Annotated in this window: 23 protein-coding genes and 1 tRNA gene; 11 read left to right on the plus strand and 13 right to left on the minus strand. The window is 73.5% G+C overall.

From position 1 onward, the window contains the following. Window positions 1-202 precede the first annotated feature (202 nt). Window positions 203-1,741 carry an MFS transporter gene (locus ABT015_RS23020; protein WP_350881948.1) on the minus strand — a complete coding sequence of 513 codons (1,539 nt, stop codon included), beginning with the start codon at window positions 1,739-1,741 and terminating at the stop codon, window positions 203-205. A gap of 77 nt (window positions 1,742-1,818) precedes the next feature. Next, complete coding sequence (locus tag ABT015_RS23025; protein ID WP_350881950.1) at window positions 1,819-2,196, minus strand: nuclear transport factor 2 family protein; 378 nt, start codon at window positions 2,194-2,196, stop codon at window positions 1,819-1,821. Window positions 2,197-2,388: 192 nt separating this feature from the next. Here ABT015_RS23025 and ABT015_RS23030 point away from each other — a divergent pair, with 192 nt between their 5' ends. Next, complete coding sequence (locus tag ABT015_RS23030; RefSeq protein WP_350881952.1) at window positions 2,389-5,127, plus strand: AAA family ATPase; 2,739 nt, start codon at window positions 2,389-2,391, stop codon at window positions 5,125-5,127. A gap of 70 nt (window positions 5,128-5,197) precedes the next feature. On the opposite strand, the gene ABT015_RS23035 is transcribed toward ABT015_RS23030, so the two are convergent. The 3 genes from ABT015_RS23035 to ABT015_RS23045 all read right to left on the minus strand — a co-directional run bounded on the left by ABT015_RS23035 (window position 5,198) and on the right by ABT015_RS23045 (window position 7,637). Continuing rightward, on the minus strand, window positions 5,198-6,169 hold the full coding sequence (locus ABT015_RS23035; RefSeq protein WP_350881954.1) for a YDG/SRA domain-containing protein: 972 nt from the start codon (window positions 6,167-6,169) through the stop codon (window positions 5,198-5,200). 349 nt (window positions 6,170-6,518) lie between these two features. Then, window positions 6,519-6,592, minus strand: a tRNA-Pro gene (locus ABT015_RS23040). Window positions 6,593-6,692: 100 nt separating this feature from the next. Next, entirely contained in the window at window positions 6,693-7,637 is a 945-nt protein-coding gene (locus ABT015_RS23045; RefSeq protein ID WP_350881956.1) for a metallophosphoesterase, read from the minus strand. 200 nt (window positions 7,638-7,837) lie between these two features. Here ABT015_RS23045 and ABT015_RS23050 point away from each other — a divergent pair, with 200 nt between their 5' ends. Continuing rightward, window positions 7,838-8,293, plus strand: coding sequence for a GatB/YqeY domain-containing protein (locus ABT015_RS23050; protein WP_350881958.1), 456 nt, complete (start codon window positions 7,838-7,840; stop codon window positions 8,291-8,293). A gap of 143 nt (window positions 8,294-8,436) precedes the next feature. On the opposite strand, the gene ABT015_RS23055 is transcribed toward ABT015_RS23050, so the two are convergent. Next, entirely contained in the window at window positions 8,437-10,851 is a 2,415-nt protein-coding gene (locus ABT015_RS23055; protein WP_350881960.1) for a transglycosylase domain-containing protein, read from the minus strand. Between the two features lie 423 nt (window positions 10,852-11,274). Here ABT015_RS23055 and ABT015_RS23060 point away from each other — a divergent pair, with 423 nt between their 5' ends. After that, window positions 11,275-11,598, plus strand: a complete 324-nt coding sequence (locus tag ABT015_RS23060) for a WhiB family transcriptional regulator (protein WP_030240986.1) — start codon at window positions 11,275-11,277, stop codon at window positions 11,596-11,598. A gap of 127 nt (window positions 11,599-11,725) precedes the next feature. Here ABT015_RS23060 and bagB read toward each other — a convergent pair whose 3' ends face one another. Both bagB and bagA read right to left on the minus strand, forming a co-directional pair. Then, the gene (bagB, locus tag ABT015_RS23065; protein WP_063351282.1) at window positions 11,726-12,844 is read right to left on the minus strand and encodes an ATPase BagB; all 1,119 of its coding nucleotides are present in this window, start codon (window positions 12,842-12,844) and stop codon (window positions 11,726-11,728) included. Window positions 12,845-12,960: 116 nt separating this feature from the next. Next, on the minus strand, window positions 12,961-14,043 hold the full coding sequence (gene bagA / locus ABT015_RS23070; RefSeq protein WP_350881961.1) for an ATPase BagA: 1,083 nt from the start codon (window positions 14,041-14,043) through the stop codon (window positions 12,961-12,963). Between the two features lie 208 nt (window positions 14,044-14,251). On the opposite strand from bagA, the gene sp36 reads away from it, so the two are divergent. The 5 genes from sp36 to ABT015_RS23095 all read left to right on the plus strand — a co-directional run bounded on the left by sp36 (window position 14,252) and on the right by ABT015_RS23095 (window position 16,905). Further along, on the plus strand, window positions 14,252-14,410 hold the full coding sequence (gene sp36, locus ABT015_RS23075) for a Sp36 family protein (RefSeq protein WP_167745864.1): 159 nt from the start codon (window positions 14,252-14,254) through the stop codon (window positions 14,408-14,410). Further along, window positions 14,407-14,874, plus strand: coding sequence for a RidA family protein (locus tag ABT015_RS23080; RefSeq protein ID WP_350881963.1), 468 nt, complete (start codon window positions 14,407-14,409; stop codon window positions 14,872-14,874). The genes sp36 and ABT015_RS23080 overlap by 4 nt, the downstream gene beginning before the upstream one ends. A 64-nt stretch (window positions 14,875-14,938) precedes the next feature. Continuing rightward, on the plus strand, window positions 14,939-15,805 hold the full coding sequence (locus ABT015_RS23085; protein ID WP_350881965.1) for an NUDIX hydrolase: 867 nt from the start codon (window positions 14,939-14,941) through the stop codon (window positions 15,803-15,805). Between the two features lie 96 nt (window positions 15,806-15,901). Beyond that, the gene (locus ABT015_RS23090) at window positions 15,902-16,075 is read left to right on the plus strand and encodes a hypothetical protein (protein ID WP_350881966.1); all 174 of its coding nucleotides are present in this window, start codon (window positions 15,902-15,904) and stop codon (window positions 16,073-16,075) included. Continuing rightward, complete coding sequence (locus ABT015_RS23095) at window positions 16,072-16,905, plus strand: MBL fold metallo-hydrolase (RefSeq protein ID WP_350881968.1); 834 nt, start codon at window positions 16,072-16,074, stop codon at window positions 16,903-16,905. Before ABT015_RS23090 ends, ABT015_RS23095 begins: the two co-directional genes overlap by 4 nt. A 112-nt stretch (window positions 16,906-17,017) precedes the next feature. Here ABT015_RS23095 and ABT015_RS23100 read toward each other — a convergent pair whose 3' ends face one another. After that, window positions 17,018-17,692: a Crp/Fnr family transcriptional regulator gene (locus ABT015_RS23100; RefSeq protein ID WP_030240972.1), complete on the minus strand. Its 675-nt coding sequence runs from the start codon at window positions 17,690-17,692 to the stop codon at window positions 17,018-17,020. 152 nt (window positions 17,693-17,844) lie between these two features. Beyond that, window positions 17,845-18,876: an ArsR/SmtB family transcription factor gene (locus tag ABT015_RS23105; RefSeq protein WP_350881969.1), complete on the minus strand. Its 1,032-nt coding sequence runs from the start codon at window positions 18,874-18,876 to the stop codon at window positions 17,845-17,847. A gap of 120 nt (window positions 18,877-18,996) precedes the next feature. Here ABT015_RS23105 and ABT015_RS23110 point away from each other — a divergent pair, with 120 nt between their 5' ends. Further along, on the plus strand, window positions 18,997-19,854 hold the full coding sequence (locus tag ABT015_RS23110; protein WP_350881971.1) for an isocitrate lyase/PEP mutase family protein: 858 nt from the start codon (window positions 18,997-18,999) through the stop codon (window positions 19,852-19,854). Between the two features lie 111 nt (window positions 19,855-19,965). Here ABT015_RS23110 and ABT015_RS23115 read toward each other — a convergent pair whose 3' ends face one another. The 3 genes from ABT015_RS23115 to ABT015_RS23125 form a co-directional block, all read right to left on the minus strand. Then, window positions 19,966-20,583: an RraA family protein gene (locus ABT015_RS23115; protein ID WP_350881973.1), complete on the minus strand. Its 618-nt coding sequence runs from the start codon at window positions 20,581-20,583 to the stop codon at window positions 19,966-19,968. Between the two features lie 130 nt (window positions 20,584-20,713). Beyond that, window positions 20,714-22,117 (minus strand): glutamate-cysteine ligase family protein, encoded by a 1,404-nt coding sequence (locus ABT015_RS23120; RefSeq protein WP_350881975.1) that lies wholly within the window; start codon window positions 22,115-22,117, stop codon window positions 20,714-20,716. Next, window positions 22,114-23,652, minus strand: a complete 1,539-nt coding sequence (locus tag ABT015_RS23125; protein ID WP_350881977.1) for a flavin monoamine oxidase family protein — start codon at window positions 23,650-23,652, stop codon at window positions 22,114-22,116. Before ABT015_RS23125 ends, ABT015_RS23120 begins: the two co-directional genes overlap by 4 nt. 147 nt (window positions 23,653-23,799) lie before the next feature. Between ABT015_RS23125 and nth the strand changes: the two genes are divergently transcribed. Both nth and ABT015_RS23135 read left to right on the plus strand, forming a co-directional pair. Then, window positions 23,800-24,672: an endonuclease III gene (gene nth / locus ABT015_RS23130; protein WP_350881979.1), complete on the plus strand. Its 873-nt coding sequence runs from the start codon at window positions 23,800-23,802 to the stop codon at window positions 24,670-24,672. Then, the gene (locus ABT015_RS23135; protein ID WP_350881981.1) at window positions 24,669-25,436 is read left to right on the plus strand and encodes an NUDIX hydrolase; all 768 of its coding nucleotides are present in this window, start codon (window positions 24,669-24,671) and stop codon (window positions 25,434-25,436) included. The genes nth and ABT015_RS23135 overlap by 4 nt, the downstream gene beginning before the upstream one ends. Window positions 25,437-25,443: the final 7 nt, after the last annotated feature.

Raw genomic sequence — 25,443 nt, forward strand, 5'->3', positions numbered from 1 at the left:
CGCGGGCTGCTGCGTGCCGTAGCCGTAGCCCGGCCCCTGCTGCGCGGGGTACGGCGGAGGCGGCACCGGCGGGTACGGGCCGGTCGGCACCCGCCCGCCCCACCCGCCCCGTCCCTCCCACCCGTTCCCGGGATCCCGTCCGTTCCTGGGATCCCACCCGTTCCCGGGATCCCGTCCGCTCGTGCGCGCCCGCCCGGTCCCGCTAGCCCTTCTGCGGCAGCAGCCGGACCAGGCCCACCAGCACCAGTTCCAGTACCGCCAGCGCCGTCACGCTGCGGCCGAACGCGGCCGCCGGGTCGCCCCCGCCGTAGTAGAGCAGCCCGATCAGCGCGATGCCCAGTGCCCCGCCGACCTGCTGCACGGTGGCCAGCACACCGGCGGCCGACCCGACCAGCTGGGGCTCGACCCCGGCCAGCACCACGGAGGTCACCGGGGCGATCACCAGGCCCATCCCCAGGCCGTCCACGAACAGCCCCGGCGTCAGCCACCACACGCTCCCGCCCGGCGCGCCGTACACCGCGAGGGCGAGCAGGCCCAGCCCGACGGCCATCAGCAGCCCGCCGGCGGCGATCGTCCGGGCCCCGCCGAGGCGGGCGGCGACGCGGTGGGTGGCGTTGGAGGTGAGCAGGTAGCCGAGGCCGATCGCCGTGAACACCAGCCCGGCGCCGAGCGCGTCCAGACCGCGGCCCAGCTGGAGGTACAGGGCGAGCACCAGGAAGAAGGACGCCTGGCCGAGCCAGAAGGCGAGCTGGGCGAGCAGACCGGCGCCGAAGGCCCTGGTCCGGAACAGCCGGGTGTCGACCAGCGGGGCGGCGGAGCCGGAGCCGCTGCCGGAGCCGCTGCCGGAGTCGCTGCCGGAGTCGGGCGCGGTGGCGCCGGTCCGGGTGCGGTGCTGGTGCACCACGAAGCCGGCCAGCAGGGCGACCGCGCCGCCCAGGCAGAGCCAGGTCCACAGCGGCCAGCCCTGCGCGGGGCCCTGGATCAGCGGCAGCACCAGGGCGGTCAGCGCGGTGGTGACCAGCAGCACGCCCACCGGGTCCAGGCCCGGCCGTTGCGGGGCGCGCGACTCCGGCAGGCAGCGGCGGACCAGGGCCAGGGCGGCCAGGCCGATCGGCAGGTTGATCAGGAAGCAGCTGCGCCAGCCGAGGCCGAAGAGGTCCGCCCGGATCAGCAGCCCGCCGATCAACTGGCCGAACACCGCGCCGACGCCCATGGTCAGCCCGTACCGGGCGAAGGCCCGCGCCTGCGCCGCGCCGCTGAACGCCGTCCGCAGGATCGCCAGCACCTGCGGGCCCATCAGCGCCGCCGCCAGGCCCTGCATCACCCGGGCGCCGACCAGCGCGGCGGCGGTGGGGGCGAGGCCGCAGCCCGCGGAGGCGAGGGTGAACAGGGCCAGACCGAGCCCGAACACCCGGCGCCGGCCGTACCGGTCGCCGAGCCGGCCGGCGGTGACCAGGCCGGCCGCGAGGGCCAGGCTGAATCCGGCGATCACCCACTGGACGGCGGCCGGTCCGGCACCCAGGTCGGCCTGGACGGACGGGACGGCGACGTTGACGACGAAGAAGTCGAGGGCGGTCATGAAGGTGGCGGTCAGGACGACCGCCAGCAGGCCGCGCGGGGCGCCGGCCGCCGCCTCGGCCCCGGGCGCGGTGGCACTCGCGGTGGTGCCCGCAATGCCGGGCGCATTGCTGCTCGCATCGGCGGGAGCGGTCGATGGACGGGCGGTCAGGGCGGATCTCATCTCGGTTTCTCCTCAGTGGGGTCGGGGGGAGTGGGTCGGGAGCGGTGGGGGTCGCCCCCGACCCGTCCGGCCTGCCGTCAGGCGCCCGGGACGCGGTCCAGGAAGCCGTACACCGAGCCGATCCGCCCGTCCGGCGAGGCCACCAGGACGTCGAAGCCGATCACCACCGGTTCGGCGCCGGCCGGCCCGAGGTTCCAGGTGAACCGGGCGATGTCGTGGTGCGCGTCCACCGGGCCGAGGGTGAACTCCAGCCCGGGGAACTGGGCCTGGGCCGCGCCGATCAGCGCGTCGATCGCGTCCCGGCCGGCGACGGCGGCCAGCGGGTCGGTGTACCGGCCGTCCACGGCCCACACCTCGTCGATCAGCTTGCGGCGGGCGGCCGGGTCGGTCTCGTTCCAGACCGCGAGGTAGCGCTCGGCGAGCTGCTGGAGGGCGGTGGCGGTGATCTCGGTCATGGTCTTCTCCCGTGTCCCGGTGGGTGGTTGAGCGGCTCGTTCCCGCTGCTCACCAAGGTAGGGACGGGCCGGCGCGGGCGAATCAGTCACGTATCGGCATGGGGGTACGTAGCGTCCGGCGGGGGGTACGTAGGTGTGATCGGCGGTGCCCGCCCGTACCTGCGGCCGGGAGGGCCTCGGTAGGGTCGGGGCATGCTGTACGGGAGGGAAGACGAACAGTCCGTCGTGGCGGGACTGTTGGACGCGGCACGCGAAGGCCACAGCGGGGTGCTGCTGCTCCGGGGCGAGCCCGGGATCGGCAAGACCGCGCTGCTGGACCACGCCGTCGGGCGGGCGGGCGAGGCGTTCCGGGTGATCCGGGCGGCGGGCGTCGAGTACGAGGCGGAACTGCCCTTCGCCGGACTGAGCCTGCTGCTCGCACCCGGCCTCGACCGGCTGCACGCCCTGCCCGGGCAGCAACGGCGCGCCCTGGAAGCGGCATTCGGACTCGCCGAGGAAAGCGCCCCGGTCGACCGGCTGCTGGTCGGGCTCGCCACCCTCGGACTGCTCGCCGAACTCGCCACCGAACAGCCCCTGTTGTGCGTCCTCGACGACGCGCAGTGGCTGGACGACGCCTCCCTCGACGCCCTGTTGCTGGCCGCCCGCCGACTCCAGGCCGAAGGGGTAGCCCTGCTGCTCGCCGCCCGCACCGGCGGCGCCGCACCGGAACTCCCGACCACGGGCTTCCCCGAGCTCCGGCTGACCGGCCTGCCCGAGCCCGACGCCGCCCGGCTCCTGGACCACCGGGCCGGCCCCGGCCTGCCCACCGCCGTCCGCGAGCGGCTGCTCGTCGAGGCGGCCGGCAACCCGCTCGCCCTCACCGAACTCCCCATCTCCACCGGGGCGCAGACGAACACCTCCGGCTCGCCGCCGCCCGCGCCCGGCGGCCTGCCGCTCACCAGTCGGCTGCTGATCGCCTTCCACGGCCAGGTCACCGGCCTGCCCCCGGCCACCCAGACCCTCCTGCTGGTCGCCGCCGCCGAGGAGACCGGCGAACTCGACGTCGTCCTGCCCGCCGCGGCCGCCCTCGGCGTCCCCGCCGAACACCTCGGCCCCGCCGAGGAGTCGGGCCTGGCGAGCGTCACCCCCGACCGCCGGATCGCCTTCCGCCACCCGCTCCTGCGCGCCGCCATCCTGCAACGTGCCCCGCACCACCAGCGACTGACGATCCACCAGGCCATCGCGGGGGCGCTGCCGGACGGCGACCGCCGCACCTGGCACCAGGCCCACGCCGCCACCGCTCCCGACGCCGCCCTCGCCGACGCGCTGGAACGCACCGCCGTCCGCGCCGAGGCCCGCGGCGCCCACGGCGGCGCCGCCGCCGCGTACGAACGGGCCGCCCGCCTCACTCCGGAGCGCGACGCCGCCACCCGCCGCCTCGTCCTGGCCGCCGAAGCCGCCACCGAAGAAGGGAAGTTGGCGCAGGCCGAAACGCTCGCCGACGAGGCCGGGGCCCGCACCGACAACCCCCTGGCACACGCCCTGCTCGACCAGGTCCGGGCCACCGCGCACTTCTGGCGCGGCTCCTACCCGACCGCCTACCGGCTGCTGCTCGACGCCGCCGGCACCGCCATCGAGGCGCCGCACGCCGCCCGGATGCTGTTCCAGGCCTTCCACACCGCCTGGTACGCGGGCGAGGAACCGGTGATCGCCGTCCTCGACCGACTGGCCGCGCTACCGCTCGCCGACGACGACCCGCTCGCCCCGCTCGCCCGCCACCTGCCCGCCGCCGTGCTCCCCGCCCTCGGTCGGCCCGCACCACAGCCCCCCGCCGCCCGCGACACCGCCGCGGCAGCCCGCAAGGCCGGCGCCGAAACCCCCGTCGACCTCGTCCAACTCTGCGGCGCCACCCTCATCCTCGGCCGCGACGACGAGACCGCCGAACTCGGCGGCGAACTCGTCGCCGAAGCCCGCGCCAAGGGCACCATCGGCGTGATGCCCACCCTCCAGTTCTTCCTCGCCGAGGCCGAACTCTTCCACGGCCGCCACCGCGACGCCGAAGTCACCGCCACCGAAGCCCTCGCCCTCGCCCGCGACACCGGCCAGCACCAGTGGACCAGCCAACTCACCGCGCTCCTCGCCTACCTGGCCGCCCTCGGCGGTGACACCGACCGCTGCACCCGGCTCACCGCCGAATCCCTCGCCACCACCGGCCCGCAGACCGCCGCCCCCGCCGCCGGCCGCCCCTGGGCCCACTGGGCACTCGCCCTGCTCGACCTCGGCCACGGCCGCGCCGGCGACGCCGCCGACCGCCTGCACACCCTCACCACCGGCGCCCACCGGCACCACGTCAGCGCCACCCGGGCCGTCCCCGACCTGGTCGAAGCCGCCGTCCGCTTCGGCACCCCCGAACGCTCCGCCGAACCCTACGAACGCTTCGCCCGCTGGAGCGCCGCCACCGACCGCCCCTGGACCGAGGCGCTCCGGCTCCGCTGCCAGGCCCTGCTAGGCCCCGACGAACTCGCCGAATCCGCCTACCGCGCCGCCCTCGACCTCCACGAAGGCACCCACCGCCCCTTCGAGCAGGCCCGCACCGCCCTCCTCTACGGCGAATGGCTGCGCCGCTCCCGCCGCCGCACCGACGCCCGCCCGCACCTGCGCGCCGCCCTCGAAACCTTCGAACGCCTCGCCGCCCACCCCTGGGCCGCCCGCGCCCGCACCGAACTCACCGCCACCGGCACCCCGGCCCCCACCACCAGCCCCACCGGCACCCCCGACTCCCCCCTCACCCCCCAGGAACTCCAGATCGCCCGCCTGGCCGCCCAAGGCCTCACCAACCGCGAGATCGCCGCCCAACTCTTCCTGAGCCCCCGCACCATCGCCCACCACCTCTACAAGGCCTACCCCAAACTCCACATCACCTCCCGCGCCGACCTCCCCACCACCCTCTGACACCCCCACCCACACCAAAGGGCCCTCCCGAACACCTCCGGCAGGGCCCTGCTCTCCACTCGCTGGCTCGCTACTCCTTGGCCTCGACGCCACCTTCGTCGCCGAGGCTCCCGTCATGGGCGTGCTTCCAACCCTCGGAGTGGTGTTCTCGGTGATACGCCAGATGCACCTGGTCGATCTGATGGCCGTCAGCCTCGCGCAGCTTCCCAAGGCCGGCACCTGTGGCACGGTCGGTAATCGTCAGGTCATCCGCGATGGACAGCATGCCGAAGTCGAACAGCGTGTGGTGGTTGGGGCACAGACACAGCACATTGCCCGCGAGATCAGGCCCGTTGTGCGGCTTCCCCAGGGCCCGAATGTGAGCAGCCTCTGCGTAGGCACCCGTGGGCGTGGCAAGTCGAGTGCCGCACACCTGGCAGGTGAAGTCATGGACGCGCTTAACGTAGTTCGCCACCTTGGTGCTACGGACGATCCGCTGAATCGTCGCTTCCAAGCGCGTCGGCGTCTCCGTGCCAGCCGGTTCCTGAGGGGTGGGACCCGCGCTCACGGCCTCCTCGGAAGCGACCTTTGCGAGCCGGTAGCGCCAGATCGCGAAGCTGGACTGACCGGTCTCGCGCCAGAAGTCTTCGACACGGAAGAGCCCGTCGTAGCGGTAGCCAGCGGCGGGCGAGTGCTGGGGATCGCCTTGTGAACCACGTACGACTCGCACCGGGATTCCAGTAGCCATGCTGGTCGCCAGCGCAGCGTTTCCGCGGGTGAGCGTCTGGTGACCCACCTGCTGGCCCGTGTCGGCATCACGGCCCCCTTGCCCGGTGTAGACGATGATGCTGCCGTGGTCCAGGTCGTCCTCATAGCCGCCAGACACGACAATCGACTCCGCGCCGAGCTTCGCGGTACCACAGATGCCTGCCTGCAGCGGCCGGTGCACACCTGCCTCGCTCAGCGCCCGCCGATTCACGAAGACGCGTCCGGCTGCTATCCCTGGTACCGATCCGAAGCCGTCAAAGCCGGTGGGGACAGTGAGAAGGGTGTTTATCCGCAAAGCTGTCGGTCCTCTCAGCGCTAAAGAAACGGTTCACCAAGACGTCGACGGTCGGCTGCTGACCTGGCTGGCCGGAAGACTCGTCGACGTGCAAGGCAGCCACTGTCGCGCAGCGGGGGTCTTCCCGATTCGTCTCCGACATCGGGTCCTCGACCGATCCGCCAAGCGATCTCCGTATCGCGCAACGTGTGCAGGCTCGGTACGGTTCCACCACCTGAAGCCCGGTCAGCCCTGGGCCGAAAGGCCGGCTGCACGAGGGCTTTCTCGCAGAGGTCCCCGAGAGTCTTGGGGAAAGCAGTCAGGGCCAGTGACCCTTGCGGGTCACCGGCCCTGAGCTGGTGTTACTGGGTCGGGGTGGCGGGATTTGAACCCACGGCCTCTTCGTCCCGAACGAAGCGCGCTACCAAGCTGCGCCACACCCCGGTCCTGCGGTTTGTTGCTCCGTCTCCTTCGCAACGAGTAGAACTCTACCGGACGCTCGCCGAGACACGAAATCCGCTTCTTGGCGGGCGTCCGGTGCAGGTCAGCGGGGGGCCGGGGTGAGGGTGAGGAGGGTGGCCTCGGGGGGGCAGGCGAAGCGGACGGGGGTGTAGCGGTTGGTGCCGCAGCCGGCGGAGACGTGGAGGTAGGAGCGGTGGCCGCCGGCCTGGTGGGTGGAGAGGCCCTTGACCCGTCGGGCGTCGAGGTCGCAGTTGGTGACCAGGGCGCCGTAGAAGGGGATGCAGAGCTGGCCGCCGTGGGTGTGGCCGGCCAGGATCAGCGGGTAGCGGTCGGCGGTGAAGGCGTCGAGGACGCGCAGGTAGGGGGCGTGGACGACGGCGAGGGAGAGGTCGGCGTCGGGGGAGGGGCCGCCGGCGACCTCGCTGTAGCGGTCGCGGCGGATGTGCGGGTCGTCGAGGCCGGTGAATTCGAGGTCGAGGCCGTCGATGGTGAGCCGGCCGCGGGTGTTGGTGAGGTCGAGCCAGCCGGCCGCGTCGAAGCCGTCGCGGAGCTTCTCCCACGGGTTGTGGACGGCGTCGGTGACGCCGCGGCGGCCGGTGCCGTCGGCGTTGTTGAGGCCGTGGGCGCCGCTGCGCATCGCCTGGAGGTAGCGGGCCGGGTTCTTGCGGGCCGGGCCGTAGTAGTCGTTGGAGCCGAAGACGTAGACGCCGGGGAAGTCCATGAGGGGCCCGAGCGCGTCGAGGGCGGCGGGGACCCCGAGGGGGTCGGAGAGGTTGTCGCCGGTGTTGACGACGAGGTCGGGGCGCAGGCCGGCGAGGCTCTGCAGCCAGCGCTGCTTCTTGCCCTGGCCGCTCACCATGTGGATGTCGGAGACCTGCAGTACCCGGATGGGCCGGGCGCCGTGGGGCAGGACGGGGACCTCGACCCGGCGGAGCCGGAAGGAACGGACCTCGTACCCGACGGAGTAGGCGAGGCAGGCGGCGCCGGCGGCGGCGAAGCCGAGGGGAACGGAGTACAGCGGTCGCATCGCTCCATGCTCTCAGACGGTGGATCAGCCGGTGAACGTCCGGTGGCCGTGCGCGGATACGGGGGACTGCTCCGCTCCGGGGTGGTGTTCGGCGTGCCGGGCCAGCAGGGCGAGGACGGGGGCCGCCGGCGGGCCCGTTGCCCGCCGCCGGGCCGGTTAATGGCAAGCGACCGAACGTCGCAGGTGGGAGACTCGGGGCCATGACGACGCTCAAGGCGAAGCTGCACGAGGACCTCACGGCTGCGATCAGGGACCGGGACGAGCTGCGCTCGTCCACCATCCGGCTCACGCTGGCCGCCGTCACCAGCGAGGAGGTGGCGGGTAAGGCGAAGCGCGAGCTGTCCGATGACGAGGTGCTGAAGGTGATCGGCCGCGAGGCGAAGAAGCGCCGGGAGGCGGCGGAGGCGTTCGACACCGCCGACCGGGTGGAGCAGGCGGCCCGGGAGCGCGAGGAGGGCGAGGTGCTGGCGGGGTACCTGCCGAAGCAGCTCTCCGACGAGGAGCTGACCGCGATCGTGGCGGCCGCCGTCGCCGAGAGCGGGGCGGCCGGTCCGCAGGCGATGGGTGCCGTGATGAAGCTGGTGAAGCCGAAGGTGGACGGCCTGGCGGAGGGTGGCCGGGTGGCTGCCGCGGTGAAGGCGGCGCTGACGGGCTGAGCCCCGCCGCCAGAGCCGAAGGCCCGAGGGGCGCCGGTCGGCCAGGGGCCCGGATGGCACCGTCCGCCAAGCCCGAAGGGGCGCCCTCCGAGAGTGATCTCGGAGGGCGCCCCTTCATCGTGCCGTGCCCGGGCGGGGGCCGGTCAGCCGTTGTTGCCGCCGTGCTTGCCGCCGTTGCCGTTTCCGCCGTTGCCACCGTTGTTCCCGCCGATGACGCCCGGCGGGAAGGTGAACCCGCCGCCGATCATCCCGCCGGCGTTGTTGCTGCCGCCGCCGGGGTTCCCTCCGCCGGGGTTGCCGCCGCCCGGGTTGCCACCGGGGTTGCCGCCGGGGTTCCCCTGGGGCGGCGGGTTGCCGCCGGGCTGCTGGTTGGCGTTGGGGTCGGCCGGCGGCGTGGCCCCGCCGGTCTGGTTGGCGTTGGGGTCGGTCTTGGGTGCCGGGTCCGGGATGTTGATGGTCTGGATCTGCTCCGGGGACGAGCCCTTGAGGGCCTGGTTCATCGCGATCTGCCAGATCGGACCGGGGCCGTCGGCGCCGAACACCTCGTCGAAGTGCTTGCCGCCGATGTTGATGTTCTTCATCTTGACGCCGCCGGCCGGGCCGCCGAGCCAGACGGAGGTGGCCAGCGACGGGGTGTAGCCGCTGAACCAGGCGGCCTTCTTCTCGTCGGTGGTACCGGTCTTGCCGGCGATCTGCCGGCCGTCGTCGAGCTTGAGCGCGGCCGCGGTGCCCTTCTCGGTCACGTTGAGCAGGACGGTGTTGAGGGCGTCCGCGGTCTGCTCGGAGAAGGCCTGGCTGCAGGTGGTCTGCGGGACCTTGACGTCCTTGCCGTCGACCGTGCTGATCTTGTTGATCGCGATCGGGGTGCAGTACTTGCCGCGGGCCGCGAAGGTCGCATAGACGTTCGACATGGTCAGCGGGCTGAGCTCCAGGGTGCCGAGGACCATCGAGGGGACCTCCTGGAAGGCGTCGCCCTTGGCGGACTGGGTGATGCCCAGCTTGTTGGCCATCTGCTTCATCGCGCAGAGGCCGACCTGCTGCTCCATCTGCACGAAGTAGGTGTTGACCGAGAGGGCCATGGCCTGCTTGAGCTCGTACGGGCCGACCTCGCCGGCCGACTCGTTCTTCACCGTGGCCTTGGGCTTGTCGGTGTTCCTCCAGGTGCCCGTGCAGGTGGTCATCTGCGGGTAGTCGATCTTGTTCTCGGAGGGGAACGGCTGGGTGGGCGACAGGCCCGACTCCAGGGCCGCCGCGGCGAGGATCGGCTTGAACGTCGAACCGGTCTGGAAGCCGTTGCCGCCGCCCATCGCGGAGTCGACGTTGAGGTTGACGACGGTCTGGTTCTTGTTCGGGTCCAGGCCGTACGGGCGGGTCTGGGCCATGGCCAGGATCTTGCCGGTGCCGGGCTCCATCATGGTCGCGGCGGCCGAGACCGTGTCCGTGACGTTGACCTTCTTGGTGACGGCGTTCTGGGCGGCGGCCTGCTTGTCCGGGTCCAGCGTGGTGTAGATGTTCAGGCCGCCGGTGTCCCACAGCTTCTTGCGGTCGGCGGCGCTCTTGCCGAACGCCGGGTCCTGCTTGACCACGTGGCGCACGTAGTCGCAGAAGAAGCCCATGCCGGCCTGGGCGGTGATGCAGCCGTTCTGCGGGTCCTTGAACTTCAGGCCCAGCGGGGCGGCCTTGGCCTCCTTGGCCTGGTCCGCGGTGATGTGCTTGTTCTCGAGCATCTTGTCGATGACGACGTTGCGGCGCTTGACCGTGTTGTCGGGGTAGCGCACCGGGTCGTAGGACGACGGGTTCTGCACCATGCCGGCCAGGGTGGCGGCCTCGGCGACGGTCAGGTCCTTGTTGCTCTTGCTGAAGTAGCGCTGGGAGGCGGCTTCGATGCCGTAGGCCTGGTGGCCGTAGAAGGTGATGTTGAGGTAGTTGGTGAGGATCTGGTCCTTCGACAGGTCCTCTTCCAGCTTGATCGCGACCTTGAGTTCCTGGATCTTGCGACCCAGGGTCTTGCGCTGCGCCTCCAGCACCGCGGCCTGGTCGTCGCCGGCCTTCTCGACGTTGACGTTCTTCACGTACTGCTGGGTCAGCGTCGAGGCGCCCTGCGAGGTGGTGCCGCTCTCGGCGTTCTTGCCGATGGCGCGGAGCACGCCCTTGAGGTCGACGGCGCCGTGCTCGTAGAAGCGGGCGTCCTCGATGTCGACCTGGGCGTGCCGCATGAACGGTGACATCTGGTCGGCGGTCAGGACGGTGCGGTCGCGCTCGTACACCTTGGCGATCAGGCCGCCCTTGGCGTCGAAGATCTGCGTCGCCTGGGTGAGCGGCGGGGTCTTGAAGTCGTCGGAGATGTTGGAGAAGCTCTCCGCCGTGTCCTTGGCGGTCAGCCCGATGGCGCCGACGGCGGGCAGGGCGAGGCCTGCCAGCAGGACTCCGGAGAGCACGCTGACGCCCAGGAACTTCACTCCGTGTCCCGCGATGTCGAGCGGCGACTCGCGGCGCTTATCGCGCGGAGCTCCGGTGTTGCCTGGGGGCTGGGATGCCTGGGGGCGCTTCGGTGCCATGAGGAGAACCCTACGTCCCGGAATCCCGCCCATAGGGGCAGGTGTTCCCCTACGCTTGTCACAAGCTTGCGACAGCTTCGGTGCGTCAACACCATTCACTCTTGTGAGTGCAGAGACTTGCCCGAATTGCCCGATATTAGAGGGTTTTTGAGGCAGCTGTGGCCTGCTGTGCCCGTGTGAACGGTAGCGCTCCGTGATGACACGCGTGGCGAGAGTTGCCGCGCCGCGATTGGCAAGGCTTGCGACCTGCGATCACTCCAACGAGTGAGCTGACCGGTACCCATAGTCCAATCGGGTCATGCGAGATTGAGCCCGGAGGGGCTGTTGCTCGCTGTCGTTCTTCCGTAACGTCCTCAACTGGCAACGGTGAATATGCCGTTGCCGCCGTGGGGGAGCCTCGATACGGGAGAGGACGGCGCCGGGATGGGCTGGGTTGACGACTGGAGTGCGCAGGCCGCCTGCCGCACGAGTGATCCGGACGAGTTGTTCGTCCAGGGGGCGGCGCAGAATCGCGCCAAGGCGGTGTGCAGCGGTTGCCCCGTCCGCACGGAGTGCCTGGCGGACGCACTGGACAACCGGGTCGAGTTCGGAGTCTGGGGCGGGATGACGGAGCGCGAGCGCCGGGCGCTGCTGCGCCGCCGCCCGACGGTCATCTCGTGGCGGAGACTGCTGGAGACGGCCCGCACCGAGTACGAGGAGTCCCTCGCGACCGGCGTGATACTGACGGACTACGCCCAGGCGGGCTGAGCACACCGGCGCGGTGCGGACCGTGCCGTGACAGACCGGTGCCGGGGGGCCATCGGGCTGAGGACATCCACGCCGACGACGTTCGCGCCGGGCGCACCGGTGCCGGGCGCCCGGGCCGGGCCGGTGCCTACGCGGTGCCGCTGAGCCGGTCCCCGATGGCGCGCAGCCCGTCCAGGTCGTGCACGTCGCCCGGCAGCGCGGCGACCTCCACGATCGGCACGTCCGGGTACACGGAGACGAAGCGGTCGCGGGTGCGGCGCTCCCGCCCCATGATCTGCATCCGTTCGGCGTGCAGCCTCAGCAGCCCGGCCGCGAGCAGTTCGGCCTCGGGCGAGGCGTGCTCCGAGCCGTTCTCCTCCAGTGCCTCGGCGGCCGCCAGCGCCCGTTCCGCGGTGAGCTGCGGCGCGCCCGAGCCGTGCACCCGGTTGAGCACCAGACCGGCCAGCGGCATCCGGTCCGCGGCGAGCCGGTCGACGAAGTACGCGGCCTCGCGCAGCGCGTCCCGCTCCGGCGCGGCCACCACCAGGAACGCCGTGCCCGGTGCCTTGAGCAGCTGGTACGTGCGGTCGGCGCGCTCGCGGAAGCCGCCGAACATCGAATCCATCGCGCTGACGAAGGTCTGCACGTCGGTGAGCAGCTGGGCGCCGAAGATCTTGCCCAGGGTGCCGGTGATCAGGCCCATGCCTGCGTTGAGGAACCTCATCGCACTGCGGCCGCCGACCTTGGCCGGGGCGGTCAGGATCCGGATCACCCGGCCGTCGAGGAAGGAACCGAGCCGGTTGGGCGCGTCCAGGAAGTCCAGCGCGGAGCGGGACGGCGGGGTGTCGACGACGATCAGGTCCCATTCCTCGGCGTCGCGCAGCTGCCCGAGCTTCTCCATCGCCATGTACTCCTGCGTGCCCGCGAAGCCGGCCGACAGGGACTGGTAGAACGGGTTCTCCATGATCGCCTTGGCCCGTTCGGGTTCGGCGTGGGCGAGCACGACCTCGTCGAAGGTCCGCTTCATGTCGAGCATCATGGCCTGCAGCTCGCCGTCGCCGGTGACCCCCTTGACGACCCGGGGGGTGTTGTCCAGCTCGGTGAGGCCCATCGACTGGGCGAGCCGGCGGGCCGGGTCGATGGTCAGGACGACGACCTTGCGGCCGCGTTCGGCGGCCCGCAGGCCGATGGCCGCAGCGGTGGTGGTCTTGCCGACGCCGCCGGAGCCGCAGCAGACGATGATCCTGGTCCTCGGGTCGTCGATCAGCCCGTCGACGGCGAGCCGGCTGCCGGCGGCCCGGACACCGCTGCCGCCGTTGCCACCGCCGCCGTGGGCCCGGCCGGCCCCGCCGTTCCCGCCGTTCCCGCTGGTTCCGTTGGTGGTCACGCCGCCCCCTGCCGCTTCAGTTCGCCCGCCAGCCGGTACAGCCCGCCGAGGTCCACGCCCTCGCCCAGCAGTGGCAGCTCGTAGGTGGGGAGCCGCAGCTGCTGGAGGTCGGCGCGCTGTTCGCGCTCCAGCTCGACCCGCTCGGCGTGCTCCCTGGCCTGCTCCAGCAGCGGGTCGAGCAGCGGCTCCACCGCCGCCCGGACCGTCTCCGGCTTGCGCGAGCGCCCGCCGAGCCCGGCCTCGCCGAGGGCCAGCGCGACCTCCTCGCGGTGGTCCCCGTCCACCGCGGCCACCGCCGCGGCGTCCAGTATCGGCGGCCGGACCATGTTGACCATCACCCCGCCCACCGGGAGCCTGGCCTCGCGCAGCTCGGCGAAGCCGTCGACCGTCTCCTGCACCGGCATCTCCTCCAGCAGGGTGACCAGGTGCACCGCGGTCTCCGGCGACTTCAGCACCCGCATCACGGCCTGCGCCTGGGTGTGTATCGGCCCGATCCGGGCCAGCCCGGCGACCTCGGCGTTCACGTTCAGGAACCGGGTGAGCCGCCCGGTCGGCGGCGCGTCCATCACGACCGCGTCGTAGCGGCGGCGGCCGTCCGGGCCCTTGCGCCGGGCCGCCTCGCAGGCCTTGCCGGTGAGCAGGACGTCCCGGACGCCGGGTGCGATGGTGGTCGCGAAGTCGACGAAGCCGACCTTCTGCAGCGCCTTGCCGGCCCGGCCGAGCTTGTAGAACATCTCCAGGTACTCGAGCAGCGCCTGCTCAGGGTCGATGGCCAGCGCGAGCACCTCGCCGCCGCCCCCGCCGCCCCCGTCGTCGGGGGGCAGGCCCAGCTGGGCGCGGGAGACCGCGGCGATCCGGCGTTCCTCGTACGGGAGGGCGGCGATGCCGAACAGTTCGGCGATGCCCTGGCGCCCCTCGACCTCGATCAGCAGCACCCGGCCGCCGTCGGCGGCGAGCGCCAGCGCCAGCGCGGCGGCCAGCGTGGTCTTCCCGGTGCCGCCCTTGCCGCTGACCACGTGCAGCCGGACGCCCTCCCAGTCGGGGTCGCGCCGGGCCGCCTGGCCGGGGGTGCGTGCCACGCTCCGTCTCCGTCCGTCTCGTGGGCCGGGGCCGCTCCGTCGGCCGGCCCGAACTACCGGTGCCCTCTCGCGAGGGTAACCAGGGAGCGCGCCGGATGCCCGGAGCACCAGGGGGGCCGGGCCTGAATCATGCCCCCTTTGTGGGCCACCTCACACGCCGGTCCGTGGGCGGCGCCGATCGCCGCGGCCGCTCGTCTAGAGTCTGGCCATGACCAAGTGGGAATACATGACGGCGCCTCTGCTCGTGCACGCCACCAAGCAGATCCTGGACAACTTCGGCTCGGACGGCTGGGAGCTCGTCCAGGTCGTGCCGGGCCCGAACCCGGAGCAGCTGGTGGCCTACTTCAAGCGGGAGAAGAACGCATGAGCAAGGTCGAGGCCAAGCTCGCCGACCTGGGTCTGACCCTGCCGCCGGTGGCCGCTCCGGTCGCCGCGTACGTGCCGGCCCTGCGCTCGGGCGAGTTCGTGTTCACCTCCGGCCAGCTGCCGGTCGTCGGCGGCAAGCTGCCGAGCACCGGCAAGGTCGGCGCCGAGGTCTCCCCGGAGGAGGCCAAGGAGCTCGCGCAGACCTGTGCGCTGAACGCGCTGGCCGCGATCAAGTCGGTGATCGGTGACCTGGACCAGATCGAGCGGGTCGTGAAGGTGGTCGGCTTCGTCGCCTCCGCCCCCGACTTCACCGGTCAGCCGGGCGTGATCAACGGTGCCAGCGAACTGCTCGGCAAGGTGCTGGGCGAGGCCGGGGTGCACGCCCGCAGCGCGGTCGGCGTCGCGGTGCTGCCGCTGGACGCCCCGGTCGAGGTCGAGCTCCAGGTGCGCGTCAAGAGCAGCTGAGCGTGATCGCGAAAGGCGGGGTTGGGCCTGTCCAACCCCGCCTTCGTGCGCTTAGCATCCGGGCATGGACCATCGAGCGACGACGCTCCCGATGCCGCCCGGTTGGCCCGCCCGGATCCGGGCGGTCGACTCCGGCGTGCTGACCCCGCCGGTGCCCAGGCTCGCCGCGACGGTCGTGCTGCTGCGCGACGCGGCCGCCGGGCCGCAGGCGTACCTGCTGCGCCGGCGCACCTCGATGGCCTTCGCGGCCGGCATGTACGCCTACCCGGGCGGCGGGGTGGATCCGCGCGACGCCGAGGTGGAGACGGGCTGGGCCGGACCGGCGCCCGAGGAGTGGGCGCGGCGGCTCGGGGTGGACGCCCGGACGGCGCGGGCGGTGGTCTGCGCGGCCGTCCGCGAGACCTTCGAGGAAGCCGGCGTCCTGCTGGCCGGACCGGACGCGGACAGCGTCGCCGCACCGCGCGACTGGAGCGCCGAGCGGGCGGCGCTGGAGGCGCACGAGCTGTCCTTCGCCGAGTTCCTCCGCGACCACGCTCTGGTGCTGCGCAGCGACCTGCTGGGCGGCTGGGCCCGCTGGGTCACCCCGGAGTTCGAGGAGCGCCGCTACGACACCTGGTTCTTCGTCGCGGCGCTGCCGGCCGGGCAGAGCGCGGCCCTGGAGGTCGGCGAGGCCGACCGGGTGGCTTGGCTGACGCCCGCCGAGGCCGTCCTCGGCTACCAGGAGGGCCGGTTCGGGATGCTGCCGCCGACCGTGACGGTGCTGCGCGAGCTGGCGCCGGTGCGCACCGCAGCGGAGGCGCTGGACGCGGCCGCCGGGCGCTCGCTGGAGCCGGTGCTGGGCCGGGCCGAGGTCCGGGGCGACCGGATGACGGTCCGCTGGCCCGGGTACGACGAACTGACCATCGACGGGGACTTCCCCGAGGACGCCTGACCGCGCCGGCGCCGCCCCCGCCGCCCCGTCGGCGCTGTCGCCGACGACGCCGTCGAACAGAACTCGACACAGAGAAACAGAGAGGACCGACGCCCGATGACCCACAACGCCGTGGCTCGCCGGACGGCACCCGAGCTGCCCGCCCGCCGCCTGATCCCCCGTACCCCGGCCTGCGAGAGCCTGGTTCCGTTCGTCGAGACGGCCCAGCGGCCGCTCGTCCGGGTCCTGCCGCTCAGGGCCCTGCACCGGCCCCGCGGGGACAACCGGTGAGCGGGCTCCTGCCGGGCGACCCGGCCGCCACCATCGACGGCGAGGCCACGGCCCGGGCGCTGTGCGTGCTGGCGCCCAACCCGTCGCCGATGACGCTGGACGGCACCAACACCTGGCTGCTCTCCGAGCCCGGCTCGGACCTCGCCGTGGTGGTCGACCCCGGCCCGCTGCACGAGGGCCACCTGCGCCGGGTGGTCGACCTCGCGGAACAGCAGGGCAAACGCGTCGCGCTGACCCTGCTCACGCACGGCCACGCCGACCACTCCGAGGGCGCGGCCCGCTTCGCCGAACTCACCGGCACCGAGGTGCGCGCGCTGGACCCGGCGCACCGGCTGGGCTCCGAGGGCCTGGTCAACGGCCAGCGGCTGGACGTCGGCGGCCTCGACCTGCGGGTGGTCGCCACCCCCGGCCACACCTCGGACTCGCTGACCTTCCACCTGCCCGCCGACGGCGCGATCCTCACCGGCGACACCGTCCTCGGCCGCGGCACCACGATGGTCGCCCACCCCGACGGCCGGCTCGGCGACTACCTGGACTCGCTGCGCCACCTGCACACGATGGCCTCCGCGCACGGCGTGCGGACGGTGCTGCCCGGCCACGGTCCGGCGCTCGCGGACGCGCTCGGCGCCGTCGACTACTACCTCGCCCACCGGGCCAACCGGCTCGCCCAGGTGGAGACCGCGGTCGAGGCCGGCTGTCGGACCGCGGACGAGGTGGTGGCCCGGGTCTACGCCGACGTCGACCGGGCGCTCTGGCCGGCCGCCGAGCTCTCGGTCCGGGCGCAGCTGGAGTACCTGGAGGAGCACGGGCTGATCCCGGGCCTCGACTGATCCCGTCACGCGACGGGCAGCGGAACGCCGAAGGGCCCGTCCGCTCGGACGGGCCCTTCGGCGTTTACGGCGGCTGCGGCGCTCACGGTGTGGAGACGTGAGCGCGCCGGGGTCAGCGCGAGCGGCGCGACAGCCGCTCGACGTCCATCAGCACCACCGCGCGCGCCTCCAGCTTCAGCCAGCCGCGGCCGGCGAAGTCGGCGAGCGCCTTGTTGACCGTCTCGCGGGAGGCGCCGACCAGCTGGGCCAGCTCCTCCTGGGTGAGGTCGTGGGCGACGTGGATGCCCTCCTCGGACTGCACGCCGAACCGGCGGGAGAGGTCCAGCAGGGCCTTGGCGACGCGGCCGGGCACGTCGGAGAAGACCAGGTCGGACATCACGTCGTTGGTCCGGCGCAGGCGGCGGGCGATGGCCCGCAGCAGCGCGATGGAGACCTCGGGGCGGGCGTGCAGCCAGGGCTGCAGGTCGCCGTGGCCCAGGCCGAGCAGCTTGACCTCGGTCAGCGCGCTGGCGGTCGCGGTGCGCGGGCCCGGGTCGAACAGCGACAGCTCGCCGATCATCTCGCTGGGGCCGAGGACGGCGAGCATGTTCTCGCGTCCGTCCGGCGAGGCGCGGTGCAGCTTGACCTTGCCCTCGGCGACGACGTACAGCCGGTCGCCCGGATCGCCCTCGTGGAACAGCGACTCACCACGGGCGAGGGTCACCTCGGTCATGGAAGCGCGCAGCTCGCCGGCCTGTTCGTCGTCGAGTGCCGCGAAGAGTGCGGCGCGCCGCAGAACGTCGTCCACGTGCTTCCTCCTTCTCGGCCGTTCGGCGGGTGGGCCGTCCGGCGCAAGTTCCGTACCGTGCTCTGCATCACCAAGCATGGCGCATGTCGCTCCGATCATATGAGGAGGGGGTGTGCCGAGGTGTGCGGTGCGGGGCCATTCGTACCGGCGGGTCACGGGGCGGGGCGGCGCGGGGGCGGCGTCGGGTCGAACGCGTCATCGGACGGTTCGAACAGTGAATCGCCCACCGCCGTACGGGCGTAGAGGACGCTGTGACCGGCCCGGTGGGCGCTGGTCAGACCCGCCGCGCGCAGGGCGGTCAGGTGCTGGGATACGCCGGCGGCGGACAGACCGGTGCGGCGGGCCAGCTCGGTGGTCGAGGCCGGGGAGTCCAACTCGGCGAGCAGCCGGGCCCGGGACCGGCCCAGGACGGCGGCCAGCGCGTCCGGGCGCCCGTTCGGGCGCGGCTCCCACAGGGTGGCCGCGCCGCGCGCCGGGTAGCTCAGCTGCGGCGGATCCGGCGGCAGCACCCGGGTCAGCACCCGCGGCCAGGCGAAGGCGGACGGCAGGAGCAGCAGCCCGGCCCCGGCGCTCAGCCGGGCGACCGCGCAGTGCCGCCGCTCCAGGCGCAGCGCCGCGCCGTCCCAGCGGACCGTCTCGTGCAGGTCGTCCAGCATCCGCGCGGTGCCGTGCTCGGCGGCCTGCCGGGAGCGGTGGAACACGTCCGCCTCCAGCAGGGCGCGGATCCGGGCCCAGTACGGGGCGAGCGCGAGCTGCCAGTACGCCTCGATCTCGGCGGCGAGTCGGGGCAACTGCGCCGCCGGGTCGCGGTACAGCGGCTCCAGGACGGGCGGCAGGCGGCCGCCGGCCTCGGCGGCGAGGATGTCCAGGTCGGCGCGGACCTGCCCGGCGTCGGTGGCGGCGATCACGGCCAGTTCGTCGGCGAGGGCGGGGGCGAAGCCCGCCGGTGCGGGGTTGAGGAAGTCGGGCAGGTGGCCGACGGCCGGGACCATGACGGCCAGCCGGCCGCGGTCGAGCCGGGTGGCGGCCAGCCGGCCGCGGACCTGGTCGGCCCAGCGGCGGTGCAGCGCGGGGACGGGGGAGTGGGCGAGGGCGCGGAGGCTGGTCACCACCTCCTGCATGGGGGAGAGGGCGAAGCGGGTCAGCGCCAGGTCGTTCGCGGAGAAGTGCAGTGCCGTCCGCATGCCGGGCCCCTCCCAGAAGATTCGGGCCCAGCTTAATCAGTGGTGGCCCGCCCGGGCCGGGCCGCACGATGCGGGGGAACCGAGGCAGCACCCGACGGTACGGAAGAACGGTGACCCCGCATGTCCACTCCCCCTCAGGCCCCCACCCCCACCCCCACCCCCACCCCCACGCCGCGCGAGCGGGCGCTGCGGCTGCGGGAGCTCGTCGTGGACGGCCCGCTCGTCCTGCCCAACGCCTGGGACGCGGGCAGCGCCGCCGTCATCGCCTCGGCCGGCGCCCCGGCGATCGCCACCACCAGCGGCGGCGTCTCCTGGTCGCTCGGCCGCGGCGACGGCCACCGGCTGGACCGGGCGCAGGCCGTCGAGGCGGCCCGCCGGATCGTCGCGGCCGTGGACGTGCCGGTCACCGTCGACGCCGAGGGCGGCTACGGGCCGACGCCCGCCGACGTGGCGGCGACCGTGGCGGCACTGGTCGGGGCGGGCGCCGCCGGCGTCAACCTGGAGGACTCGACGGCCGTCGGCGGCCCGCTGTTCCCGGTGGCCGAGCAGGCCGACCGGCTGCGGGCGGCCCGGACGGCGGCGGCCGCGGCCGGGCTGCCCGAGCTGGTGGTCAACGCCCGCACCGACGTCCTCCTGTTCGGACTGGGCGGCCTCGACGACGTGTTGGCCCGGGCCGAGGCCTACGCCGAGGCGGGCGCCGACGGCCTGTTCGTCCCCGGGCTGCTGGACCTCGACGCCCTCGCCGGGCTGTGCGAGCGCTCCCCGCTGCCGGTGAACGCCATGGCCGTCGCGGGCGGGCCGACCGTCGCCGAACTCGCGGCCGCGGGGGTGCGGCGTGTCAGCGTCGGCACCGGGCTCGCCCAGCTCGCGTACACCGCGGCGCGCCGCGCGGCCGCCGAACTGCTCGGCGCCGGGACGCTGGCGGAGCTGGACGGTGCGCTCGGCTTCGGCGAGCTGAACGGGCTGTACCGGGGCTGACCGCGGGCCCGCCGGGAGCCCGGCCGCCCGGCGCCGTCGAGCCTGGCCTCGTCGAGCACGGTCCCGTCGAGCCCGGCCCGTTCACCCGGGACGGGCTCGCCGGGCAGGGGTTCAGCCGGTGAAGCCCAGCTCGCCGAGGGTCTTCTCGATCCGGCTGCGGTGCGCCGCCTCCCAGTCGTCCAGCGTCTCGGCGGCCTCCTTGGCCAGCTTGGCGCGGGCCGCTTCCAGGGACTCGGCGCGTCGGTCGGCGGGCACCACCACGACCCCCTCCTCGTCGGCCACCACGATGTCACCGGCCGCCACCAGCACGCCGCCGCAGCGAACCTGCGCGCCGTGCGTGCCGAGCTCCCGCTTGGCCCCCGGGATCGGGATCACACCGCGGGCGAAGACCGGGAAGCCCAGCTCCCGCACCTCGCCCAGATCCCGGATCAGGCCGTCGGCGACGAACGCCGCGACGCCCCGGCGCTGCGCGACGGCGCACACGTTGCCGCCGGCCAGCGCGTAGTCCAGGTCGCCCGACTCGACGACGATCACGGCGCCCGGCTCGGCCCGGTGGATCGCCGCGTGCAGCATCAGGTTGTCGCCGGGCGGGCACTGCACGGTGAACGCCGGGCCGGCCACCCGCGGCGCCCCCGCCCACAGCGGACGGATGCCGATGTCCATGACCTGGGCGCGCCCGAGCACGTCGGCCAGGGTGGTGGTGGGGATGTCCTTGAAGTCCTGGTTCATGCTTCCTCGTTCTTCGGTGGGCGGGCGGCGGCCGGCCGCCGCCGGTCACGCTAACCCGCGACGGTTCGGGCGAGGAAGGCCCTTCGGCCGGAGAACTCCACCGGCTCGGGCGGGAGGGGCGGGCGGGGGTTCAGACGCGGAAGGCCGCGACGTAGCGGCGGGGGTCGCGGCGGAGGTCGGTGTCCCAGCGGGCCGTGCACTGTTCGGCGAAGGTCTGCCCGGTGCGCAGCACCTCGTCGAGCGGGTCGAGGTAGTCCAGCACCTTCGGCTGTTCCAGGCCGGCGCGGATCCGGGCCCGCAGGCCTGCCCGGGCGAGCCGGACGAGTTCCGCCGCGAGTTCGCGGATCCGGTCGCCGCCCAGCAGGGTGTCCAGGCCGTCGGCGGGGATCCTGGCCTTCGCCGCGCGGTGCTCCGCCATGCCGTGGTGGCGCAGCAGTTCCCAGGCCGCCGTCCGCGACGGGGGGTGGTAGGCGAGTCCCGCCCACAGCGCCGGTACGGCCGGGATGTGCGGGTACGGCGGGCCGTCCCCGGCCCGCAGTTCCAGGGTCCGGCGGACCCTGACGTCCGTCCAGATCTGCGACATGTGGGAGACCCAGTGGTCGAAGGTCGGCATGGTGCCGTCGTCGAAGCCCTGCCGCAGGATCTCGGCGAACGGCCGGTCGGGGGCGAGCCGGTACCGGCCGTCCGGGTCGCGGTAGTAGATCATCGGGATCCCCAGCGCCCAGTCGATGACGTCGTCGGCGTTCACGTCGGGCCGCAGCGCGGGCGGCAGGACGCCGCAGCGGCGCGGGTCCATCCGCAGCCAGTTCTGCGACCTGTGCGAGAGCAGCCCGTTCGACCGTCCGCCCTGCAGCGGCGAGTTGACGAGCAGTGCGGCGATCACCGGGGACGCGGCGGTCAGCATCCGCAGCTTCTGGGTGAAGTCCTCGTCGGACAGGTAGTCCAGGTGCACCTGGGTGGACAGCGACATCGACATGATCTTCGGGGCCCCGCTGCCGGCCTCGCCGATCCGGTCGAAGAAGTCGCGCATGACGGCGCCGCGGAGCATCGGCACCCAGGAGACGGTGTCGAGCCGGTCGAAGGGGAGGTTGCCGCCGGGCAGGAGGGCCAGGCCGAAGCGCCCGACGAGTTCCGCGAGGCGCTCCATGGTGGCCCGCATGTCGTCCACGGCCGTGGCCAGGTCGGCGGCCGGGGCGGAGGAGTACTCGACCTGGCCGCCGTGTTCGAGCGTGATCTGGGCGGTGTCCGCCAGGTCCACGCCGGTCAGTCGGCCGTTGTCGCGCCGGTCCGTGCCGCCCCATTCGGCGAGGACGGCCTCCAGGACGGCCCGGACGCCGTTCTTCCCCTCGTAGGGGGCGCCCAGCCCGGTCTCCGGGTCGACGATGCCGTTCTCGATCTCCAGCCCGATCCGCTCGGTCGCGGCCGCCGCCGGGGCGAGCAGCGGGCCGAGATCGTCGCGGTGCAGCGCCGCTCCCGTCGCCGGGGCGCCGCTCTGCTCGCCGGTTCGGCGCCGGGGCGCCGGTGCCGCGCTCACCCGGCCCGCAGCCGGGCGGTCTCGTCGGCGGGCTGCCCCCGGTCGATCACCTGGCCGACGACGGCCAGGGCCGACTGGGCGGCGCCCTGCATCCAGGCGTGCGCTCCGGACAGGTGCTCTCCGGCGAAGAAGATCCTCGGGTCGTCGGTGGGGTGCGGGGCGCCGAGCCCGGTCAGGTACCGGGTGTGCTCGCCGGGCGCGAGGTGGGCGAAGGCGCCGCCGCCCATGCCGACCTGGTCGTCCCAGTTCCAGTGCACGATGTCGTCCGCGTCGCGGAGGATGCCGGGGTGCAGCCGTTCCAGGCACTTCAGCACCAGCAGGTCGCGGTCGGCCGGCGGCAGGGTGGTGAAGCGCCGGGCGTTGGCCCCCCACAGGTAGGCGCCGACGAGCACCGCGGGCTCGTGGGAGCGCTGCGGGTCCCGGGCGGCCCAGCGCCGCCTGCCGACGGTGCTCCCGTTGGTCCGGCCGTCGACGGGCCGGGCGTTGTCCGACGGGTACCAGCACTGCTGGATCGGCATGTCGGTGAAGCTGCCGCCGCCGAAGATCCGGTCGTCCAGTTCCCAGCCGCGCCGCTTGGTGTGCACGAGCGTCTTCGTGCTGCTGGCGTAGCTGATGCCGCGGATCGCGTGGCGCTGGTGGTGGGGCAGGCCGGGCCGGAAGCTGATCTGGTCGAGGGCGGGGACGGGGACGCAGCAGACGACGAAGTCGACGTCCTCGGTGATCGTGCCGCCGAGGCGCCGCCCGTGCACCCGGACGCCCCGGCGGGTCAGCGAGAGCTCGTCGATCTGGGTGGACAGCTGGAGGGTTCTCGGCCGCAGCCGGCGCACGAACGCGTGCACCAGGCGGTCGGTGCCGTCGACCAGTTCCACCTGGCCCGCGTGGAACAGTCCGAAGTAGTCGACGAGGACCTCCAGCAGGGAGGACTGCTCGTAGTGGACCAGGCCGCTGGCGTGGCCGAGGAGGTCCCAGGCGTCCTGCGACAGGTGCTCGTGGACGTACTGCCACAGTGAGACCGAGACGAGCCGGTCGAGCGCCGGGTCGTCCCAGTGGCCGTCCAGCACCCGCCGGCGCTGGTCGGGGGTGAGCGTCTCCCAGGCGGCCGTCAGCAGCCGGTCCAGGATCCGTCGCGGGTCCTGCTTCTCGGCGGCGCGCAGCGCGTACGCCGGGTGCAGCGCGTGCACCTCCTGGACGCGGGCGCGGTGGCCGCGCAGGTGGTAGTAGGCGTCTGGGTTGAAGTTGACGAACGGCCTGGTCCGCAGGCCGAACTGGGACACGTAGTGGAGGACGCAGTGGTGGTTCCCGGGGATGCGCATGGCGCCCAGGTCGGCGTGCGTGCCGTCCCAGAAGCGGTGCGTGCGCACCCGTCCGCCGGGTTGGTTCGACCGCTCGTACAGGACGATGCCGAAGCCCCGGCGCTGGAGCTCGTAGGCGGCGACGAGGCCCGCCACCCCGGCCCCGATCACCGCGACGCGTCCGGTGGCGCCGGTCACCGGGCGCAGCAGGCTGCTGGGAAAGGCGAAGCTCTCGTCGAACATGGGCACCTCGCGTCGTCGTAGCCCTCAGCCTGGGGCAGCCCGTCGTCGTGAGCCACCAGACGGCGCCCATCCGAAGGTCGGTCCGCGGCTGCCGCGGGCTCCGGTGATCCGCTGCCCGCCGTGGGCCGTTCGGCGTAGCCTTCGTGCATGGCAGAGAGCAAGGTCCGGGCGGCGGCACCGAAGGCGAAGGCCGTGCCGGGGGTGAAGCCGGGGAAGCCGGAGTCGCACCTGGCGATGGTGCGGCGGGCACGGCGGATCAACCGCGAGTTGACGGAGCTGTACCCGTACGCGCATCCGGAGCTGGACTTCGAGAACCCGTTCCAGCTGCTGGTGGCGACGGTGCTGTCGGCGCAGACGACGGACCTGCGGGTGAACCAGACGACGCCGGCGCTGTTCGCGAAGTACCCGACGCCGGAGGACATGGCGGCGGCGAACCCGGAGGAGCTGGAGGAGGTCATCCGCCCGACCGGGTTCTTCCGGAACAAGGCGAAGTCGCTGATCGGCCTCTCGATCGCCCTGCGCGACGACTTCGGCGGCGAGGTCCCGGGCCGCCTGGACGACCTGGTGACGCTGCCGGGCGTGGGCCGCAAGACCGCCAACGTGGTCCTCGGCAACGCCTTCGGGGTGCCCGGGATCACCGTGGACACGCATTTCGGGCGGCTGGCCCGGCGGTTCGGCTGGACCGCCGAGGAGGACCCGGTGAAGGTCGAGGCGGCCGTCGCCGAGATCTTCCCGAAGTCGGAGTGGACGATGCTGTCGCACCGGGTGGTCTTCCACGGCCGCCGGATCTGCCACTCCCGCAAGCCCGCCTGCGGCGCCTGCCCGGTCGCGCCGCTCTGCCCGTCGTACGGGGAGGGCGAGACCGACCCGGAGAAGGCGCGCAAGCTGCTCAAGTACGAGCTGGGCGGGCAGCCCGGGCAGCGGCTGAGGCCGCCGGGGGACTTCCCGGGGGAGGCCGCCGCCCGGGCCGACGCCGCCGAGCACCAGGGGCGGATCGCGGACCTGGCGGTGGGCGAGTGACCCGCGAGGCACGGCGGGCGCCGGAGCCGTCGGTGGTGCGGGTGGTCGAGGGGGACGGCCTGCCGGCCTGGCTGGAGCCGGTGCGGGAGGCGGCCGAGCGGGTGCTGCCGGAGCAGCTGAGCCGCTTCCTGCCGCCGGCGGAGGGCGGCCGGGCGGCGGCGGTGCTGATGCTGTTCGGCGAGGGCCCGGACGGGCCGGACCTGCTGCTGATCGAGCGGGCCCGCTCGCTGCGCTCGCACGCCGGGCAGCCGTCCTTCCCGGGCGGTGCGCTGGATCCGCAGGACGGTGACCCGGACGGCCCGGGCCCGGTCGCGGCGGCGCTGCGCGAGGCCTGGGAGGAGACCGGGCTGGACCCGGCCGGGGTGCAGGTGTTCGCGGTGCTGCCGGCGCTGTACATCCCGGTCAGCCGGTTCGTGGTGACGCCGGTGCTGGGCTGGTGGCGCGAGGAGTCGCCGGTGCGGCCGGTGGACCAGGGCGAGACCGGCGCGGTGTTCCGGGTGCCGGTCGCCGATCTGGCCGACCCGGCGAACCGGGTGCGGCTGCGCCACCCGTCCGGGCACGTGGGGCCGGCCTTCGCGGTGGCCGGGCGGCTGGTCTGGGGGTTCACGGCCGGGGTGATCGACCGGGTGCTGCATCACGGCGGGCTGGAGCTGCCCTGGGATCCGTCCCGGATCGTCGACCTCTCGGACGAGGCGCTGGCCCTGGTGCAGGGCGATCTCGACCACTCCCGGGCGCTGCCCGGCGGCAACGCCGGTCCCACGTGAGGGGCCG

This window comes from Kitasatospora sp. NPDC094016 (genome assembly GCF_040304045.1).
GTDB lineage: Bacteria > Actinomycetota > Actinomycetes > Streptomycetales > Streptomycetaceae > Kitasatospora.